Origin of the sequence: Rhodococcus sp. NPDC060086 (genome assembly GCF_042730275.1) — a bacterium.
GTDB lineage: Bacteria > Actinomycetota > Actinomycetes > Mycobacteriales > Mycobacteriaceae > Rhodococcus.
Genome location: NZ_JBHWWZ010000012.1, coordinates 91950 through 109404, shown reverse-complemented (window position 1 = coordinate 109404; position 17455 = coordinate 91950). Strand labels below are relative to the sequence as shown.

Below are 17455 nucleotides of genomic sequence, written 5' to 3'. Positions count from 1 at the left end.
GCAGCGGCGCCGCGTCGCGGCGCTGCTGCTTGTGGAACATCCTCCGCGGAGAGAATATTTCGCCTACGTCACGATCAACACCGAAAAGGTCACTCCACCTGCAGAAAGATTTATCACTTAGCAACTCTCCTCAACATTGACCGACCGGTCGATCAGGCCTATACCGAGGAGTGGGGACACATTCTCACGAACCATCACCCGAAGGAGGCTCACCATGTTCTCCGACAGCCGGCTGCAGGACTATGTAGCCGTCGTTCTCGGCGTATTCGCCGCCCTGTCACCGCTCTGGTTGGACACGAATACCAACGCCACGTGGTCGCTCGTCGTCCTCGGTGCACTCGTCGCCCTGTGCGGTATCGCGCAGATCATGCGCCCCACGATGGCATCGATCGACTATGCGATGGGAATCTTCGGCGCACTGCTGTTCATCTCCCCGTGGGTCATGTCGTACACCGCCTTCGGCGGGGCGTCGTGGACCGCGTGGATCGTCGGTGTGCTGACCGTGGTCGTCGCGGTCGCTGCGCTGCCCGCCATGAACACCCGCATGCATGGAGGCCGCTTGGCCACGCATCACTGAATCCGATCACTGTCCCGCCGGTGGGGCCGGTTGCTCCCGGCGCCACCGGCGTCGCAGGGGCCTTCTCCCCCGGAGGTGATCAGTGAACGCCTACCGCGCGAACGCGAACCCCACCACCCGCACTCGCATCCTCGACGCCGCCGAGACCTTGTTCGCCGAGCAGGGCTTCGACGCGACCGCCACCACCGCCATCGCGACGGCAGCCCGCGTACCGAAGGGCCTGATCTTCTACTATTTCCCTTCCAAGGAAGCCGTCCTCGATGCGTTGATCGCCGAACGTCTCCCCACCGAACCGATCTCCGATGTCCTCGCGCTGGTTGCGCCGGGCGATCCTGCAACAAGCCTGGTCAATCTCGACACGGCCCTCAACCTCGGACACAACGACTCCTCGGTGCTCCGCGTGATCGTCTGGCGGGAGGCCGAAACACACACCGATGTGCGCAGCCACCTGCGGACCCTCCGCGCCTATCTCCACGACACGACGATGCGCGTGCTCCAGGCCAGTACACCGGCACCGGTGTCGGTGAACGCCGTGCGCACAGCGGCGACGACATGGGTCTCGGCGATGCTCTCGGCCGCTACGACGGACCGGCTGTTCGGACGCGACGGTCTACCGCGAGCCCACGAGGAACTGCAGAACGTGGCACGCCTGATTGCGGCCGGAATGTCGGGGATGACGCCGTTACCGAGGATGCTGGCCCGCTTGGGTCCGACAACAGCCTTGGGCCCGACAACAGCTCTGCACTGACGGGCCGAGCGCACGTCAGCCGATCGGGTTCGAGGACGCCTCGAGCAACTCGCGGCCCGCCGCGAATGCGCCGGCGCCCGCGGGAAGTGTTCCGGACTCACCGCTGAGGAACACCTCGACGCGCCCGGAGCCCCTCGACGTCCGACCGAGCGTGTCGATTCGTCGGAGTGTCTGCAGTGCGACGGCCTCGGCGCTGTCGAACAGGCGAACCCCGAGCGGCAGTTGCGCCGTGATCGTGTCCGAGACGAGCGGATAGTGCGTGCACCCGAGCACGACGCCCTCGACGTCGGTGGGGGTCCGCTCGACGGCGGAGGCGATCGCGGCGGCTGCCCCGGCCCGGTCGCCGCGGTCGATCGCATCGGCGAGACCGTGGCACGCGACCCCGACGACGTCGCTGCCGTTCGCGAACTGTGCGATCAGATCTGCCTGGTATCGGCTCGCGGTGGTCGCCGCGGTCGCCCAGATCGCAACCGACCCGCACGCGGCGGCTGCCGGTTTGATCGCGGGAACCGTGCCCACGACGGGCACACCGTCGCCGAGGTCGGCGCGCACGTGTTCGAGAGCCGTCACGGATGCGGTGTTGCACGGCAGCACCACGACGTGGGCTCCCCGATCCACTGCCCGCCGCGCCGTCGTGACCACACGTTCGATCACCCAGTCGGACGGCTTGGGACCCCATGGTGCGCCTGCGGGGTCCATCGACAACATCAGGTCGAGGTCGGGACGCAGGCGTCGCAACCACGCGGACGTCGGCAGCAGCCCGAAACCCGAGTCGATGAGAGCAACGATCACCCTACGAATCTATCGGGTCCGGGCCACCGGGCTCACGCCATGGTGGCGAGCAACTCCTCGATGGGCGCGCCCGCTGCGATCTTCATCCGGTTCTTCATCACCTGAGCCGGCATTCCACCGCCGACCACACCGACGAGTCGGCCGTCGCGTTCGTAGAAGGCCAGGAACTTGCGGCCGTCGTCGCGCACGACGTGCACGGTGTCGTCGCCGCGTACCGCGCCGAGCCCCTGGATCTTGATCTCGTACTGGTCGCTCCAGAAGTAGGGCACCGCAGACGCGACACCCACGTCGCCCGAGACGAGGGCCTTGACGAGTACCGTGGCCTGCTCACCCGCGTTGGTCCAGTGTTCGATGCGCTTGCGGCCGCCTTCCGGTAGCTGCCAGGATGCGACGTCGCCGACCGCCCACACGTGGGGAGCCGACGCGCGACCCACCTCGTCGCACACCACACCGTTGTCGAGTTCGATACCCGAACCGTCGAGCCACTCGGTGACCGGTATCGATCCGATACCGAGCACCACCAGGTCGACGTCGATCTCGGACCCGTCGCCGAGTACCGCGGAGGTGACGCGCTCGTCGCCGCGGAGTTCGGTCAGGCCTACTCCTGCCCGTACATCGACACCCTCGTCGGTGTGCAGCCGCGCGACCAGCGAACCGACTTCGGTGCCGAGAACGGACGCCAGCGGAGTCTCCTGTGGCTCGACGAGTACGACCTCGACGCCCTTGGCCCGCAGACTCGCGGCCACCTCGCACCCGATGAACCCGGCCCCGACCACGAGAGCACGGGCGCCCGATACGACCTCGCCCCGCAGAGCGCGGCTGTCGTCCATCGATCGTAGGACGTGCACGCCGGCGAGTTCCTTCAAGCCCGGGATCCTGCGTGGGCGCAGGCCTGTGGCGATGACCAGCTCGTCGTAGCTCAGTTCGGTTCCGTCCGCGAACGTGAGGGTCTGGGCGGCGGTGTCCACGGACGTGGCCGGGCTGCCGAGCCGCAGATCGATCTTCTGCTCCTCGAAGAACTCCTGCGGGCGCAGGGTGGTGTCGTCGCGGTCGCCGCGAAGGACGTCCTTCGACAGCGGCGGGCGGTCGTACGGGAGGTGCTCCTCGTCGCCCACCAGGACCAGTTCGCCCTCGAACCCTGCGCGGCGCAATTCCTCCGCGGTTCGCACACCGGCGAGTCCCGCTCCGACAACGACGATCCGATCAACTGCCACCTGAGTCCATCCTTCTGAGGTCGTGACGTATGCCACGTGAATGTTTCGGGTCTTCATACCAAATACAAGTGACGGTGAACAGAGCGTCGATCGTCTCTGCGCGGCACATCACCTCCGGCCGGGCGGATAATTAGAGTCGACCGTACAACGCAGATCTGCACACGCGACCGGCACAGCCCCACCGACGAACTACCGAGGAGCTTTCATGACGAGCGACAGCGGCGCAGGTATCAGCCGCGTGCAATTCGGGACGGGTTCGTCTCCGGGCCCGGTCGACACCCAGGGGCGGACGATCATCGCCGACGCCGTCGTCGCGAAGATCGCCGGACTCGCAACCCGCGAGATCAGCGGGGTGTTCGACGTCGGCGCCGGTACCGCACGCGTTGTCGGGGCCCTGCGCGACCGGATTCCGGGAGCTCGGATCAACCACGGTCAAGGGGTCGCAGTCGAGGTCGGCGAGACACAGGCCGCGATCGACATCGGCATCGTCGCCGAGTACGGCGTCGCGCTCCACGAACTGGCCGTCGCCATCCGTCACAACGTGATCATGGCGGTCGAGCGCATGACCGGACTCGAAGTCACCGAAGTCAACATCACCGTGTTCGACGTCGTCCTTCCGGACGAGGCGGCAAACGCCGCGGCAGAACAGAAACCGCGCGTGCAGTGAATTCGAACCGCGATGCCCCCAACCCTGCCTGCCGCCACGAGGCAGATCTCGTCGACGATGTCGCGAACACGGTGCTGGGCATCGCCGGGATCGCCGGTCTGCACAGTGGTGAGTTCGGTGAGATCGCCACGTATCTGCCGGGCCGGCGGGTCGCCGGAATCCGGCTGGGCCCACGTGGGTGCGAGATCCACGTGACAGCCCTCTACCCCGCCGATCTTCCCGCGCTCGGAGAGGCAGTGCGGCGATATGTCGAACCCGTCGTCGGCGGGCCGGTGAGCGTGGTGTTCCAGGACATCCGCGAGCCCCTCGCCGAACAGGCCTCCGCAGAGAAACAGGTGACATCGTGAACCACACCCCAACGACCAACACCGTCGTCGGACTCATCGCAGGTCTCCTGCTGGCACTCGCCGGAATTCTGGGCGGATTCAGCGGACTGTTGTTCGCAGTACTGCTGGGCGCCCTCGGTGCGTCCATCGGCGCGCACCGCGACGGCATCCTCGACCTGGGTGCGCTGTTGCGAAGTCGTGGCCGTGGCTGATCCTGCAACACCGACTTCTGCCGCACCGGCCGCGCCGTCCGAACAGGAGTCGGTCGATCTCGCCGGATCGCGCGGCAGCCTCACCATCAAAGACCGCGCCATCGAGCGGATTGCCGCGGCAGCCGCGCTGCAGGTCCCGCACGTCGTCCGGCAGAGCAGCAATCTGAGCCTGCTCACGGGCAGAGAGCTGCCACGCGCCGAGGTGATCACCGCGGGAAGTGCCGTGGCAGTGAACCTGTACATCGCGGCAGAATGGCCCTACGACGCCGCTGCGCTCACACGTCGCGTCCACGACGCCGTCGCGTGGCATCTTCACGAGTACACCGGTCTGGTGGTGCACGAACTCAACGTGCTGATCGTCTCGACCGCGCGCGCGGTCGAGGACGAGCCGTCCGAACAGTCGGTGCCCGTCGAATATCTGGAATCCGACATCGTCGCCGGGCACCCCGGGCCTCGCTCCGACATCCCCTTGGTGTCGCCGCTTCCGCCGCTCGCGACACCGGCCGCAGCACCCGCCGCGGCACTGATCGCGATCGGAGCGCTCGGTCTCGCATTCGTCGCGGCACGGGAACTGCTCATCGTCCGCGGCACCTACGGCGGCGCACCCTGGATCAGGAACTCGTTCGAATGGTTCGGGCGGTTGCACTGGCATCCGTGGATCGCGCCCGTTGCCGTGCTGCTCGCGCTTCTCGGTCTCGCTGCGATCGTGGTGGCACTGAAGCCGCGCAGGCGCACCCATCTGCCACTGAGGCTGTCCGGCGAGGTTCCGACCGTCTGGATGCGGCGGACCGACATCGCCCGGATGTGCAGTGCACGTGCGTCCGCCCTGCCCGGTGTGCTCAACGCACGGACCGTCGTCGACCGCAGGCGCGCGCTGATCCGTGTGGTCGCAGCGTCCGACAGCACGACCGACGATCTCAGCGCCACCCTTCGCGCAGAATTGGAACCGCGACTCGCTCTGCTCGCAGATCCGATTCCGCTGGTTCTGAAGGTGTCGCGCCACGAGGCGCACGCCCCCACCGAAACGGGAACCCTGCCGTGAAACTCCGCACCGTACTCGTCAACCGCTTCTTCGCGTTCGCGGTGGGCTGCGCGCTCCTCGGCGCCGGCGCGTTCGCGCTGGCATGGGTGTGGCGGGTGCCGTTCGCACGCGAGCGACTCGCCGAGCTGGATCGGCCACTCATCATGGACCTGCCCGACCAGCCGTGGTGGACGCCCGCCCTGTGGACCGTCCTGGCCGCGGGATGCACGATCGGGATAGTACTGCTGGTGGTGAATCTGTCGCGGCGACGTACCTCGACCGTGGAGCTGTACGACGAGGTGACCGACGCGACGCTCGGTGTCGATCTCGGTCCGGTCGCAACCGGTGTGGCGCGAGAACTGGAAACCTTCCATGGCGTCCGCTCCGTGCGTGGTCGTGCGGTGGTGGAACGGCACCTGCCGACGCTGTCGGTGACCGTCCACGCCGAGCCCGGCATCGATATCTCCGAGTTCACGGCCGCCGCCGAGGACGCCGCGCGTCGGGCCGCTGCCGCGGTCGGTGGTGCACGTGTCGCAACGCAGGTGCTGCTGCATCTGGATCCGGCGGGCGAAGGCCGCTGAGCTGTCGTCCGGGCCGACCGCCCACTGCGCAACAACTCTGTCTCTGCTCAGAAACGCGGAACGGCGTCCACCCCGAAGGGTGGACGCCGTTCGAGCGTCAGTGAGTATCAGCTCACGCGATGATCTTCGTGACGCGACCGGCGCCGACGGTACGGCCACCCTCGCGGATCGCGAAGCGGAGGCCCTCGTCCATGGCGACCGGCTGGATCAGCTTGACGGACATCTCGGTGTTGTCACCGGGCATGACCATCTCGGTGCCCTCGGGAAGGGTCACAACGCCCGTCACGTCCGTGGTACGGAAGTAGAACTGCGGACGGTAGTTGTTGAAGAACGGCGTGTGACGGCCGCCCTCTTCCTTGTTGAGGATGTAGGCCTGGCCCTCGAACTCCTTGTGGGGAGTCGTGGTGCCCGGCTTGATGACGACCTGGCCGCGCTCGACGTCCTCACGCTTGATGCCGCGGACGAGGAGACCGACGTTGTCGCCGGCCTGGCCCTGGTCGAGCAGCTTGCGGAACATCTCGATGCCGGTGACCGTGGTCTTGGTCGACGTTTCCTTGATGCCGACGATCTCGACCTCTTCGTTCACGTTGACCACGCCACGCTCGATACGGCCGGTGACGACCGTGCCGCGACCCGTGATCGTGAAGACGTCCTCGACGGGCATGAGGAACGGCTTCTCGGTCTCGCGGACCGGGTCCGGGATCGAGTCATCGACGGCCTGCATGAGGTCGACGACCGACTGGACCCACTTCTCGTCGCCCTCGAGAGCCTTGAGAGCAGAGATCGGGATGACCGGAGCGTCCTCGTCGAACTCCTGCGAAGCGAGGAGCTCGCGGACCTCCATCTCGACGAGCTCGAGGATTTCCTCGTCGTCGACCATGTCGGCCTTGTTCAGGGCAACGAGGATGTAGGGCACGCCGACCTGGCGAGCGAGCAGCACGTGCTCGCGCGTCTGCGGCATCGGGCCGTCAGTGGCGGCGACAACGAGAATCGCGCCGTCCATCTGAGCAGCACCGGTGATCATGTTCTTGATGTAGTCCGCGTGACCGGGAGCATCGACGTGCGCGTAGTGGCGCTTGTCGGTCTGGTACTCGACGTGGGAGATGTTGATCGTGATGCCACGAGCCTTCTCCTCGGGAGCCTTGTCGATCTGGTCGAACGCGAAGCTCTCGTTGAGATCCGGAAACTTGTCGGCCAGCACCTTGGTGATCGCAGCCGTGGTCGTCGTCTTGCCATGGTCGACGTGACCGATGGTGCCGATGTTCACGTGCGGCTTGGTCCGCTCGAACTTCGCCTTCGCCACTGGAATGTCCTCCTGGACTGTTGTTGCGTGCAGTATGCAGCAGTGCGGTTTGTATTACTTGGTCGTGCAGACGACCGGTCCCAACCCGAAGGTTACTCGCCGGTGGCCTTGGCGATGATTTCCTTCGAGACGTTCGACGGAACCTCTGCGTAGGAATCGAACACCATGGAGAAGTTCGCGCGGCCCTGGGTCTTCGACCGCAGGTCCCCGATGTAACCGAACATCTCCGAGAGCGGAACCAGCGCCTTCACGACACGGGCACCACTGCGTTCCTCCATGGCCTGGATCTGGCCACGGCGGGAGTTGAGGTCGCCGATCACGTCACCCATGTACTCCTCGGGTGTCGTGACCTCGACAGCCATCAACGGCTCGAGGATCACCGGGGCGGCCTTGCGTGCCGCTTCCTTCAGCGCCTGGGAGCCGGCGATCTTGAACGCCATTTCGGACGAGTCGACATCGTGGTACGCACCGTCGAGGAGCGTGACCTTGACATTGACCAGCGGGTATCCCGCGAGGACGCCGTACTGCAGGGCATCCTGGGCACCGGCATCCACCGACGGGATGTACTCGCGCGGGACGCGACCACCGGAGACCTTGTTCTCGAACTCGTAGGTCGCGCCGTCCTCGCCCTTGAAGGGTGCGAGAGCGATGATGACCTTCGCGAACTGGCCGGAGCCACCGGTCTGCTTCTTGTGCGTGTAGTCGTGCTTCTCGACAGCCTTGGTGATGGTCTCGCGGTACGCGACCTGCGGCTTGCCGACATTGGCCTCGACCTTGAACTCGCGACGCATGCGGTCGACGAGGATGTCGAGGTGGAGCTCGCCCATACCGCCGATGACGGTCTGGCCGGTCTCCTCGTCGAGCTCGACGGAGAACGTCGGGTCCTCTTCGGCGAGCTTCTGGATCGCGGTGCCCAGCTTCTCCTGGTCGGACTTGGTCTTCGGCTCGATGGAGACCTGGATGACCGGGTCCGGGAAGCTCATCGACTCGAGAACGATCGGGTTCGTCTGGTCGCACAGGGTATCGCCCGTGGTGGTGTCCTTCAGGCCGATCATCGCGTAGATGTGGCCCGCGACGGCCTCGTCGACCGGGTTCTCCTTGTTGGCGTGCATCTGGAAGAGCTTGCCGATGCGCTCTTTCTTGCCCTTGGTGGCATTGAGCACCTGCTGGCCGGGATCGAGACGGCCGGAGTACACGCGCACGAAGGTGAGCTTGCCGAAGAACGGGTGCGCAGCGATCTTGAAGGCGAGGGCCGAGAACGGCTCTTCCTTGCTCGGCTTACGCGTGAGGTCGGTTTCCTCGTCGTTCAGCTTGTGGCCGTGGACCTCACCGATGTCGAGCGGAGTCGGCAGGTAGTCGATGACCGCGTCGAGCATGGGCTGGACGCCCTTGTTCTTGAACGCGGTGCCACAGATGACCGGGTACAGCTCGGAGTTGACGGTCAGCTTACGGATGGCGCCCTTGATCTCGGCGACCGTGAGCTCCTCACCGCCGAAGTACTTCTCCATGAGCACTTCGTCGGACTCGGCGACGGTCTCGAGCAGCTTCTCGCGGTATTCGGCGGCCAGGTCGGCGAGATCTGCGGGGATCTCCTCGACCGTGGCCTCCGTGCCGATCGGGGTGACGCCGCGCCAGGTGAGCGCCTTCATCTCGACGAGGTCGACGACACCGTCGAAGTCGTCCTCGGCACCGATCGGGATCTGCAGGACCAGCGGCTTCGCGCCGAGACGGTCGATGATGGTCTGCACGGTGAAGAAGAAGTCCGCGCCCATCTTGTCCATCTTGTTGACGAAGCAGATGCGCGGGACGTCGTACTTGGCAGCCTGGCGCCAGACCTGCTCGGACTGGGGCTCGACGCCCTCCTTGCCGTCGAACACGGCAACGGCGCCGTCGAGCACGCGCAGCGACCGCTCGACCTCGACCGTGAAGTCGACGTGGCCGGGGGTGTCGATGATGTTGATCTGGTTGTTGTTCCAGAAACAGGTGACCGCAGCGGAGGTGATGGTGATACCCCGCTCCTTCTCCTGCTCCATCCAGTCGGTGGTCGAAGCACCGTCGTGGGTCTCGCCGATCTTGTAGTTGCGACCGGTGTAGAAGAGGATGCGCTCGGTGGTGGTGGTCTTACCGGCATCGATGTGCGCCATGATGCCGATGTTGCGGACCTTGTTCAGGTCGGTCAGCACTTCCTGTGCCACAGGTAAACCCCGCTCGTAGCTCGTGTCGGTCCTTGGTGCGGACCACATTTCTTATGATGTCAGCCGGCCTTTACGGACCGACACAGATGTGCGAGCAGCCGATCGGGGGATCATCCGAGATCCACCCGACCGGCGTCGACTCACCAGCGGTAGTGCGCGAACGCCTTGTTGGCTTCAGCCATCTTGTGCGTGTCCTCGCGACGCTTCACAGCGGCACCGAGGCCGTTGCTGGCATCGAGAAGCTCGTTGGCGAGACGCTCGACCATGGTCTTCTCACGACGCTGACGCGAGAAGGTGACGAGCCAGCGCAGCGCCAGCGTGGTGGAACGACCGGGGCGAACCTCGACCGGCACCTGGTAGGTGGCGCCACCGACACGACGGCTACGCACCTCGAGTGCGGGCTTGACGTTGTCGAGCGCGCGCTTGAGCGTGACGACCGGATCGGTGCCGGTCTTCTCGCGAGCCTGTTCGAGCGCCTGGTAGACGATGCGCTCGGCAGTGGACTTCTTGCCGTCCACGAGGATCTTGTTCACGAGCTGGGTGACCAGCGGCGAACCGTAGACCGGGTCGGCGATGAGGGGACGCTTCGGAGCGGGACCTTTACGTGGCATCAGCCCTTCTCCTTCTTCGCTCCGTAGCGGCTACGTGCCTGCTTGCGGCCCTTGACACCCTGGGTGTCGAGCGAGCCACGGATGATCTTGTAACGCACACCGGGGAGGTCCTTCACACGACCGCCGCGCACGAGCACCATCGAGTGCTCCTGGAGGTTGTGGCCCTCACCCGGGATGTACGCGGTGACCTCGATCGACGTGGTCAGGCGCACACGAGCAACCTTACGAAGCGCGGAGTTCGGCTTCTTCGGGGTGGTGGTGTACACGCGGGTGCACACGCCACGACGCTGCGGGCTGCCCTTGAGTGCCGCGCTCTTGACCTTGGCGGTCTTGTCGCGGCGACCCTTACGGACCAGCTGATTGATAGTTGGCATCTATCGGCTTTCTCGTTGTCTGAAGCTGCTCAGGCGAGCAACACTGGCTGTTCTGAAATTAGGGATCCATCGGTTGGGACAAAAAAGCAACTGCCCCGCACTCGCACCCCGTGCGTACACGAGGTCGGGTGTGTCGCGTACCCCCACACAGGCAGCCGGGGACTCGCACCTGCAGATATCTACAGACCGCGCGTACGGCATCGCCTCGCATAGGCACACAGATCGGTCCGGTCAGGCCGGACACGACCCACAACGATACCCGGCGGCGGCGCATGCGGTCAAAGCGAGACGCGACGAATGACCGCGCACGTCGGCGCGGCATGAGCGAGAAGTCAACTGCTGAGGTTGAGGGTGAGCCGTGCCAACGTAGCAGCAGCCTCACACGGGTCGGCACCACCGGTCGCGTATTGGACCCACCATCCGAAGATCCCCGTGGTCGCGGCACCGGCGGAAACACCACAGGACAACGGGTCGTTCGGCCGGCGCATCTGCAGGGCCCGCCTGCCTTCGACGGTGGTGTTCTCGACCGAGTAGCCGAGCTCTTCACCTGCATTGCGCTCATGATCGAGCGATCCGGTCTCGAACCAGTTGAACGTGACCTTCACTACTCCTGCCGGACTGTCCCCCTCCCACCGGCAGATCGCGCCGAAGAACCCCCGGTACACCGCCGCCGCACCCACCGTCTCCGCGATCTTGTCGTCGGCGACGGCGTCGCATTCGGTGAGCAGTTTCGTGAACTCCGCTGACAGTCCCGGCCCGCCACCTGCGCCCTGCGGCACCGCGTGGCCTTCGATGCTGCGCGCACATCCGGCGACCATCAGCAGGGCCGCCCCTAGCGCAACGACGCTCACGATGATGCGACGAAGCCTGAAGTGCGTGCCGGTCGGGTGCGTGCCCACGTTCATGACTGCGACCTCTCCACGCTCAGCTCGGCGAGGTCCCGCGCAACGGCGCACGAATCGGCCGTCGGTGTGAAGTTCGCGTACGTCACCGACCAGTGGATGAAATCGCCACCGAAATCCACACCGATCTCGCACAGCACGGTCTGGCCGAGTTCGTTCTGAGCCGACCCCATAAATCCGGGATGACCGCCGATCTCGACATCGACCGCGGGCCGTCCGATCAGATCCGATCCCGCACGTTCACGGCCGATCGGGCTGCCTCGATACCACGAGAAACTCACGCTCGGACCACCGACGTAGGTTTCCCATTCGCATCCCACCGAGTTCCGGGTGACCGCGGAGAACTCCCCCAGCGCAAAGGCCGCCTGGACCTCGTCGTCCGAGATCGAACCGCATTCGCCGAAGAACGGCCCGGGTTCGGTGACCTGCAGCCCGGTCGTTTCCGGGCCGCTGCCGCCCTGATCGTCGGCGGATGATCCACATCCCGCCACGAACACTCCGGCGAGCGCGGCCATCGCCACGATCCCCGATATCCTCCCGGTGCGCCCGGTCCCCGCGACAGGCATGTGCACAGACACTACCCAGCCGTACGCGCGCTCGCTTGTCGACTGCGCGCATCGACCAGGACCGTGTCGAGCTGAGCGGCCCAGTGCCTCACGATCTCGGCGCGGCGACGCGAATCGTCGGTCAGGACATCTGCTAGGCCCAGTCCCCGCGCGAGGTCGAGGGTCGCCTGGACCATGCGGTGGACGACGGGGTCGGAATCGTCGGCGCCGAGTTGTTCGATCGCGGCGCGATGCGCGACCCGTCCGAACCGCTCCTCGAGAGGCACGATGCGTTCACGCAGGGCAGGATCGGCTGCAGCCGCCGTCCAGACCTGCAGCGCCGCCTTGAACAAGGTTCCGGAGTACTGCTCGATGATGCCGGCGACGACCCGCTCGGTGTGCGCGTCGCCGGATACGAGCTCGAGGTTCTCGTCGCGGACCTGATCCATACGGCTGTCGAACATGAACTCGAGGGCCGCGGTGATGAGGTCCTCCCGGGTCGGGAAGTGGTGTTGCGTCGCACCGCGCGAGACACCGGCACGCTGTGCGACGACGCCGACCGTGGTCGCAGCCCAGCCGGATTCGGCAAGGGTGTCGATGGTGGCTTCGAGCAGACGTCGACGTGTCGCTCTGCTGCGGTCCTGCTTCGGTTCGCGCGTCATCTGTGCCTTCCTCCGGTCCTGAGACCGTACGCACAAATCGCGGCTCCGTACACTCGTACTTCGGGACGAAACAGAAGGGCAGTTTCACTGTGGCGACATTGGTGAGACGCGAGGACTATTTCGATGCGGCGATCGAACTCCTCTCGTCGAACGATTACGGGGCGCTCAAGCAGGCGCAATTGTGTTCGCACCTCGATGTCACCACGGGGTCGTTCTACAACTACTTCGCCAGCTGGGCCCAGTTCCGTAAGGAATTCCTCGAGAACTGGCTCGAACGGCAGACGATCCGGCTCGCCGCGACCGCGCGCCTCGAAGCGTCCCCGATCCGACGCCTCGAGATGCTGATCGATTTCGCGTGCGGTCTCCCCCACAGCGCTGAGTCCTCGATCCGCGGCTGGGCGCACACCGACGCGGAAGTCCGGTCCGTGCAGGCCACCGTCGATTACCAGCGGTATCTGGTTGTCGTGGAAGCGACGTCCGCGATCCTGGGCGTCGGCGAGGCTGCCGAAGGCTTCGCCCGCACCTCCCTCTACTGCCTCGTCGGTTATCAGCAGACCGTTCCCCTGCCCGCACCGGGCACGCTGCGGTGGGGGCTCGAATGCATCCTGCGCGAACTGCTGGCCACCGTGGATCGCTGAATCGAACGGCCCGGGTCGAGGCGGCCGGTGCATCATCGCCGGGCCCACGACGGCGGTCGTTTCTGCAGGAACGCCGCCATCCCCTCGACCGCGTCGGCCGAACCGAACAACCGTGCCGATTGTGCGGCGAGATCTGCGCCGTACCGATCGAAATCCTCGAGCATCCCCCGTGTCAGCAGCTGCTTCGATTCTGCGAGGCCCTGCGGTGAGCACTCGCGGAACTCGGCGAGCAGTTCCGCAACGGTGCCTGCGGGGTCGTCGGCGGTGATCGTCACCAGCCCGTACGCGAGGGCTTCTTCCGGACCGAATCGCTCACCGGTGAGGAAGTACCGCGAGGCCGCCCGTGGTGACAACCTCGGCAACACCGTGAGGGAGATGATCGAGGCGGCCAGCCCCAGGCGCGCTTCGGTGAGCGCGAAGGTCGTTCGCGGACCCGCTACGACGACATCGCAGGCACCGACGATTCCCATTCCGCCTGCCCGCACATGACCGTCGATCTGCCCGACAACAGGTTTGGGCGTGTCGAGGATCTGCCGCAGCAGGTCGGACATTTCGAGGGTGCGCTGCGCGGCCGCCTTCTGCGGCGTGCCTGCCGAATCGGCCCCGCCGGCCTCACGCAGATCCGCTCCGGCACAGAATGTTCCACCGGTATGCGTGAGCACGACCGAGCGCACGTGCGGGTCCGCAGCCGCGTCGTCGAGTCCCCGCCTCAGCTGATGCAGCAGGGTCGACGACAAAGCGTTGCGGTTGTGCGGCGAGTCCAATGTCAGTGTCGCGACACCGTGCGCGACGTCGTAGCGTACGAGCGGATCGGCGGATTCGGTGTGCGTCATGATGTTCCCTGCCCTAGTAGGAGCGCGGCAGTCCCAGCGAGTGCTGCGACACGAAATTGAGGATCATCTCGCGGCTGACCGGGGCCACCCGTGCGATCCTGGCGGCGCCGAGCATCGCGGCGAGTCCGTACTCTTTGGTGAGCCCTCCCCCGCCGTGTGTCTGGATTGCCTGGTCCAGGCTGGCGATGGCAGCCTCCCCCGCGGCGTACTTGGCCATGTTCGCAGCTTCGGCGGCACCGAAATCGTCGCCGCTGTCGTAGAGCGACGCGGCCTTCTGCATCATCAGTTTGGCGAGTTCGACCTCGATCTTGCGCTGCGCCAGGGGATGTGCGATGCCCTGGTGTGCACCGATCGGTTGCTTCCACACTGTGCGTTCGTTCGCGTACTTCACCGCGGCATCGAGCGCGTAGCGACCCATTCCGACCGCCATGGCGGCACCGAGGATACGTTCGGGGTTGAGCCCGGCGAACAACTGCGCGAGCGCCGCATCCGGTTCACCCACGAGTGCGTCCGCGGGAAGGCGGACGTCATCGAGGAAGAGCGAGAACTGTCGATCGGGTTCGATGATGTCCATCTCCATCGGGGTCTTGACGAACCCGTGGGTGTCGGTGGGCACGATGAACAGTGCGGGACGAAGCTTTCCGCTGACCGCATCCTCGGTGCGGGCGACGATCAGTACCGCGTCCGCCTGATCGACGCCGGAGATGAACACCTTGTTGCCCGACAGGATCCAGTCGTCGCCGTCACGCTTGGCGACGGTACCGATCTTGTGGGAGTTCGAACCTGCGTCGGCTTCGGTGATTCCGAATGCCATGATCTTCGTGCCGTCGGCGAGTCCGGGCAACCACTGCTGCTTCTGGTCCGCCGTTCCGTACTTGGAGATGATGGTTCCGCAGATCGCCGGCGAGACGACCACGAGCAACAGACCGCATCCGTGCGCGGCGAGTTCCTCCTGTACCAGCGCCAACTCGTAGATTCCGGCACCACCGCCGCCGTACTCCTCGGGGAGGTTCACGCCGAGAAACCCGAGTTTCGATGCCTCCGCCCATAGTTCGGTGAGCGGCTCGTTCCTGCGCGATTTCGGCAGCACGTAATCCATATAGTTGTAGCGCTGCGCCAGAGACGCTACGGCCGATCGAAGTTCCTGTTGTTCTTCGGTTTCGGTGACGATCATTCCGGTGCTCCTGACGTTGCGGATTGTTCTTCGTCCGATAGCGGGCCTTCGGCGGACACCACGGCCAGCACTGCGCCGACGTCGACCTGCGAGCCGACATCGACGTTGAGTTCGGTGAGTATCCCTGTCCCCGGCGCGGTGACGGTGTGCTCCATCTTCATCGCCTCGAGCCACAGGATCGGCTGCCCCGCGGCCACGGTGTCGCCGAGGGCCGCGCCGAGCCGGAGCACCGATCCCGGCATGGGAGCGAGCAGCGAGCCCACTGCGCGGTGCGACGCAGGGTCGGCGAAACGAGGCACCACCTCGAGTCGGACCGGTCCGAGCGCTGAATCGACGTACACGGTGTCGCCGTGGACGGTACTGCCTTGGGCGGTGCCGCCGTATCGGGCGATGGTGAATCTACGGTGCACCCCGCCGCGGTCGAGGACGACGCGTTCGGGAGTGCACTCGACGACGACGTCGGCCGAACCATCGACGACCGGTCCGCTCCTGCTGTGCCGATACCGAATTTCGTGTTCACCGTGGATCCCGGTGTATGTCTTGGTCTGCGGCGCCGACACCAGGTTCCTCCATCCGGCAGGGAGTCCCGAATCGACGGTTGCAGCGGCGCGATTGTGCTCGGACTCCGCCAGTGCGGCGGCCAGAGCCGAGATCGCTTCTGCCTCCAGCGTTGCGACCGGTTCCGATAACACGGCGAGATCATGCGTGGTGAAGAACGCGGTATCGGTCTCACCCGCGAGGAATGCGGGGTGCCGGAGAACGTTGACCAGCAGATCGCGATTCGTGCGGATGCCGTGGATCTCCGCTCCCACGAGCGCTTTCGCAAGCAGCCGTGCGGCCTGCATCCGCGTCGGTGCGTAGGAGATCACCTTCGCGAGCATCGCGTCGTAGTGAGTTCCCACGTGCGATCCGGCGACGACTCCCGAGTCCAGGCGGATCCCGGTGCTGCGCAGTATCCCGAATTCGGTTTCCGCTCCCGGTACCGCGATCCGGTGCACGACGCCCGTCTGCGGCTGCCAATCGCGGGCGGGGTCCTCGGCGTAGAGCCGGACCTCGATCGAATGTCCGCGGACCGGCGGCGGTTCGGGGTCGAGTCGGCCGCCTGCGGCGATGTGCAGTTGCAGATCGACCAGGTCGAGGCCGGTCACGCATTCGGTGACGGGATGCTCGACCTGCAGCCGGGTGTTCATCTCGAGGAAGTAGAACTCCCCCGATTCACCGGAGGCGAGGAATTCGACGGTGCCCGCACCTTCGTAACCGATGGCTTCGGCGGCGCGGCGCGCAGCGTCGAACAACTTCTCGCGCATGCCGGGGATCGAATCGACGAGCGGGGACGGTGCTTCCTCGACGACCTTCTGGTGCCTGCGCTGGATGGAGCATTCTCGCTCACCGACGGCCCACACGGTGCCGTGCCGATCGGCGAGGACCTGTACCTCGATGTGCCGACCGGTTTCGAGGTAGCGCTCGCAGAACACCGTCGGATCGCCGAACGCCGATTCCGCTTCGTGGCGGGCGGCCTCGAGCTGAGCGGGCAGGTCGTCCACCGACCGCACGATCCGCATGCCTCGTCCGCCTCCGCCGGCAGACGCTTTGACGAGCACCGGCAGGTCGGCGTCGGTGACCTGGGCGGGATCGAGTTCCGGGAGGACCGGAACCCCCGCATCCTCCATGAGTTTCTTCGCCTCGACCTTCGAACCCATCCGAGAGATCGAGTCGGGTTGTGGACCGATCCAGACGAGACCTGCGTCGAGGACCGACTGCGCGAACTCGGCGTTCTCGGAGAGAAATCCGTATCCGGGATGTATCGCATCCGCGTCCGCTGCGTGCGCGGCCGCGATGACGGCGTCGGCCCGCAGATACGTGTCGGCCGGTGCGACGCCCGGGAGCCGGACCGCGGCGTCGGCATCGGCGACGTGCGGGCTACCGGAGTCTGCGTCGGAGAACACTGCGACGGTGCCGAGGCCACCGCGACGGCACGAGGCGAAGACCCGGCGGGCGATCTCTCCGCGGTTGGCGACGAGCACGGTGTCGAAGCCGGCGTGGAACGCCGAGTTGCTGACTGTGTCGTTCACTGTGGACC

Annotated in this window: 20 protein-coding genes; 8 read left to right on the top strand and 12 right to left on the bottom strand. The window is 65.8% G+C overall.

All coding sequences use genetic code 11. From position 1 onward, the window contains the following. The first annotated feature begins 214 nt into the window (after window positions 1-214). Window positions 215-577, top strand: coding sequence for an SPW repeat protein (locus ACFWB0_RS10350; RefSeq protein ID WP_378490344.1), 363 nt, complete (start codon window positions 215-217; stop codon window positions 575-577). An 82-nt stretch (window positions 578-659) separates the two neighbouring features. Continuing rightward, window positions 660-1325, top strand: coding sequence for a TetR/AcrR family transcriptional regulator (locus ACFWB0_RS10345; protein ID WP_378490343.1), 666 nt, complete (start codon window positions 660-662; stop codon window positions 1323-1325). Between the two features lie 15 nt (window positions 1326-1340). Here ACFWB0_RS10345 and ACFWB0_RS10340 read toward each other — a convergent pair whose 3' ends face one another. Next, window positions 1341-2117: a glutamate racemase gene (locus ACFWB0_RS10340; RefSeq protein ID WP_378490342.1), complete on the bottom strand. Its 777-nt coding sequence runs from the start codon at window positions 2115-2117 to the stop codon at window positions 1341-1343. Between the two features lie 32 nt (window positions 2118-2149). After that, entirely contained in the window at window positions 2150-3331 is a 1182-nt protein-coding gene (locus tag ACFWB0_RS10335) for an NAD(P)/FAD-dependent oxidoreductase (RefSeq protein WP_378490341.1), read from the bottom strand. 205 nt (window positions 3332-3536) lie between these two features. Here ACFWB0_RS10335 and ACFWB0_RS10330 point away from each other — a divergent pair, with 205 nt between their 5' ends. The 5 genes from ACFWB0_RS10330 to ACFWB0_RS10310 are packed head-to-tail and all read left to right on the top strand — an operon-like array spanning window position 3537 to window position 6138. Then, window positions 3537-3998 (top strand): Asp23/Gls24 family envelope stress response protein, encoded by a 462-nt coding sequence (locus ACFWB0_RS10330; protein WP_378490340.1) that lies wholly within the window; start codon window positions 3537-3539, stop codon window positions 3996-3998. Beyond that, a complete protein-coding gene (locus ACFWB0_RS10325; protein ID WP_378490339.1) occupies window positions 3995-4345 on the top strand; it encodes a hypothetical protein in 351 nt (116 codons plus the stop codon). Before ACFWB0_RS10330 ends, ACFWB0_RS10325 begins: the two co-directional genes overlap by 4 nt. After that, on the top strand, window positions 4342-4536 hold the full coding sequence (locus ACFWB0_RS10320) for a DUF2273 domain-containing protein (protein WP_378490338.1): 195 nt from the start codon (window positions 4342-4344) through the stop codon (window positions 4534-4536). The genes ACFWB0_RS10325 and ACFWB0_RS10320 overlap by 4 nt, the downstream gene beginning before the upstream one ends. Beyond that, entirely contained in the window at window positions 4529-5578 is a 1050-nt protein-coding gene (locus ACFWB0_RS10315) for a DUF6286 domain-containing Asp23/Gls24 family envelope stress response protein (protein WP_378490337.1), read from the top strand. The genes ACFWB0_RS10320 and ACFWB0_RS10315 overlap by 8 nt, the downstream gene beginning before the upstream one ends. Continuing rightward, window positions 5575-6138 carry a hypothetical protein gene (locus tag ACFWB0_RS10310; protein ID WP_378490336.1) on the top strand — a complete coding sequence of 188 codons (564 nt, stop codon included), beginning with the start codon at window positions 5575-5577 and terminating at the stop codon, window positions 6136-6138. Before ACFWB0_RS10315 ends, ACFWB0_RS10310 begins: the two co-directional genes overlap by 4 nt. A 112-nt stretch (window positions 6139-6250) precedes the next feature. Here ACFWB0_RS10310 and tuf read toward each other — a convergent pair whose 3' ends face one another. The 7 genes from tuf to ACFWB0_RS10275 all read right to left on the bottom strand — a co-directional run bounded on the left by tuf (window position 6251) and on the right by ACFWB0_RS10275 (window position 12730). Beyond that, entirely contained in the window at window positions 6251-7441 is a 1191-nt protein-coding gene (gene tuf, locus ACFWB0_RS10305; RefSeq protein ID WP_378490335.1) for an elongation factor Tu, read from the bottom strand. Between the two features lie 92 nt (window positions 7442-7533). Beyond that, window positions 7534-9636 (bottom strand): elongation factor G, encoded by a 2103-nt coding sequence (gene fusA, locus ACFWB0_RS10300; protein ID WP_378490334.1) that lies wholly within the window; start codon window positions 9634-9636, stop codon window positions 7534-7536. Window positions 9637-9776: 140 nt separating this feature from the next. Then, window positions 9777-10247: a 30S ribosomal protein S7 gene (rpsG, locus tag ACFWB0_RS10295; protein WP_378490333.1), complete on the bottom strand. Its 471-nt coding sequence runs from the start codon at window positions 10245-10247 to the stop codon at window positions 9777-9779. Next, the gene (gene rpsL / locus ACFWB0_RS10290) at window positions 10247-10621 is read right to left on the bottom strand and encodes a 30S ribosomal protein S12 (RefSeq protein ID WP_378490332.1); all 375 of its coding nucleotides are present in this window, start codon (window positions 10619-10621) and stop codon (window positions 10247-10249) included. The genes rpsG and rpsL overlap by 1 nt, the downstream gene beginning before the upstream one ends. Before the next feature lie 332 nt (window positions 10622-10953). Next, entirely contained in the window at window positions 10954-11439 is a 486-nt protein-coding gene (locus ACFWB0_RS10285) for a DUF3558 domain-containing protein (protein WP_378490356.1), read from the bottom strand. A gap of 83 nt (window positions 11440-11522) precedes the next feature. Continuing rightward, on the bottom strand, window positions 11523-12089 hold the full coding sequence (locus tag ACFWB0_RS10280) for a DUF3558 domain-containing protein (RefSeq protein WP_378490331.1): 567 nt from the start codon (window positions 12087-12089) through the stop codon (window positions 11523-11525). A gap of 11 nt (window positions 12090-12100) precedes the next feature. Next, window positions 12101-12730 carry a TetR/AcrR family transcriptional regulator gene (locus tag ACFWB0_RS10275; RefSeq protein ID WP_378490330.1) on the bottom strand — a complete coding sequence of 210 codons (630 nt, stop codon included), beginning with the start codon at window positions 12728-12730 and terminating at the stop codon, window positions 12101-12103. A gap of 101 nt (window positions 12731-12831) precedes the next feature. Here ACFWB0_RS10275 and ACFWB0_RS10270 point away from each other — a divergent pair, with 101 nt between their 5' ends. Then, the gene (locus ACFWB0_RS10270; protein WP_378490355.1) at window positions 12832-13368 is read left to right on the top strand and encodes a TetR/AcrR family transcriptional regulator; all 537 of its coding nucleotides are present in this window, start codon (window positions 12832-12834) and stop codon (window positions 13366-13368) included. Between the two features lie 32 nt (window positions 13369-13400). Here ACFWB0_RS10270 and ACFWB0_RS10265 read toward each other — a convergent pair whose 3' ends face one another. From ACFWB0_RS10265 to ACFWB0_RS10255, 3 genes are read right to left on the bottom strand one after another with little or no spacing between them, the layout of a single operon-like run. Then, complete coding sequence (locus ACFWB0_RS10265; protein WP_378490329.1) at window positions 13401-14201, bottom strand: enoyl-CoA hydratase family protein; 801 nt, start codon at window positions 14199-14201, stop codon at window positions 13401-13403. Between the two features lie 13 nt (window positions 14202-14214). Next, window positions 14215-15375 carry an acyl-CoA dehydrogenase family protein gene (locus ACFWB0_RS10260; RefSeq protein WP_378490328.1) on the bottom strand — a complete coding sequence of 387 codons (1161 nt, stop codon included), beginning with the start codon at window positions 15373-15375 and terminating at the stop codon, window positions 14215-14217. Then, on the bottom strand, window positions 15372-17447 hold the full coding sequence (locus ACFWB0_RS10255) for a biotin carboxylase N-terminal domain-containing protein (RefSeq protein ID WP_378490327.1): 2076 nt from the start codon (window positions 17445-17447) through the stop codon (window positions 15372-15374). Before ACFWB0_RS10255 ends, ACFWB0_RS10260 begins: the two co-directional genes overlap by 4 nt. Between the last annotated feature and the right edge of the window lie 8 nt (window positions 17448-17455).

What these genes read in the sequence shown, in the direction of transcription:
- ACFWB0_RS10350 (WP_378490344.1), top strand. Translation starts at nt 215, where the DNA reads ATGTTCTCCGACAGCCGGCTGCAGGACTATGTAGCCGTCGTTCTCGGC.
- ACFWB0_RS10330 (WP_378490340.1), top strand. Translation starts at nt 3,537, where the DNA reads ATGACGAGCGACAGCGGCGCAGGTATCAGCCGCGTGCAATTCGGGACG.
- rpsG (WP_378490333.1), bottom strand. Translation starts at nt 10,247, where the DNA reads ATGCCACGTAAAGGTCCCGCTCCGAAGCGTCCCCTCATCGCCGACCCG.
- rpsL (WP_378490332.1), bottom strand. Translation starts at nt 10,621, where the DNA reads ATGCCAACTATCAATCAGCTGGTCCGTAAGGGTCGCCGCGACAAGACC.
- ACFWB0_RS10285 (WP_378490356.1), bottom strand. Translation starts at nt 11,439, where the DNA reads ATGGTCGCCGGATGTGCGCGCAGCATCGAAGGCCACGCGGTGCCGCAG.
- ACFWB0_RS10280 (WP_378490331.1), bottom strand. Translation starts at nt 12,089, where the DNA reads ATGCCTGTCGCGGGGACCGGGCGCACCGGGAGGATATCGGGGATCGTG.
- ACFWB0_RS10275 (WP_378490330.1), bottom strand. Translation starts at nt 12,730, where the DNA reads ATGACGCGCGAACCGAAGCAGGACCGCAGCAGAGCGACACGTCGACGT.
- ACFWB0_RS10265 (WP_378490329.1), bottom strand. Translation starts at nt 14,201, where the DNA reads ATGACGCACACCGAATCCGCCGATCCGCTCGTACGCTACGACGTCGCG.
- ACFWB0_RS10260 (WP_378490328.1), bottom strand. Translation starts at nt 15,375, where the DNA reads ATGATCGTCACCGAAACCGAAGAACAACAGGAACTTCGATCGGCCGTA.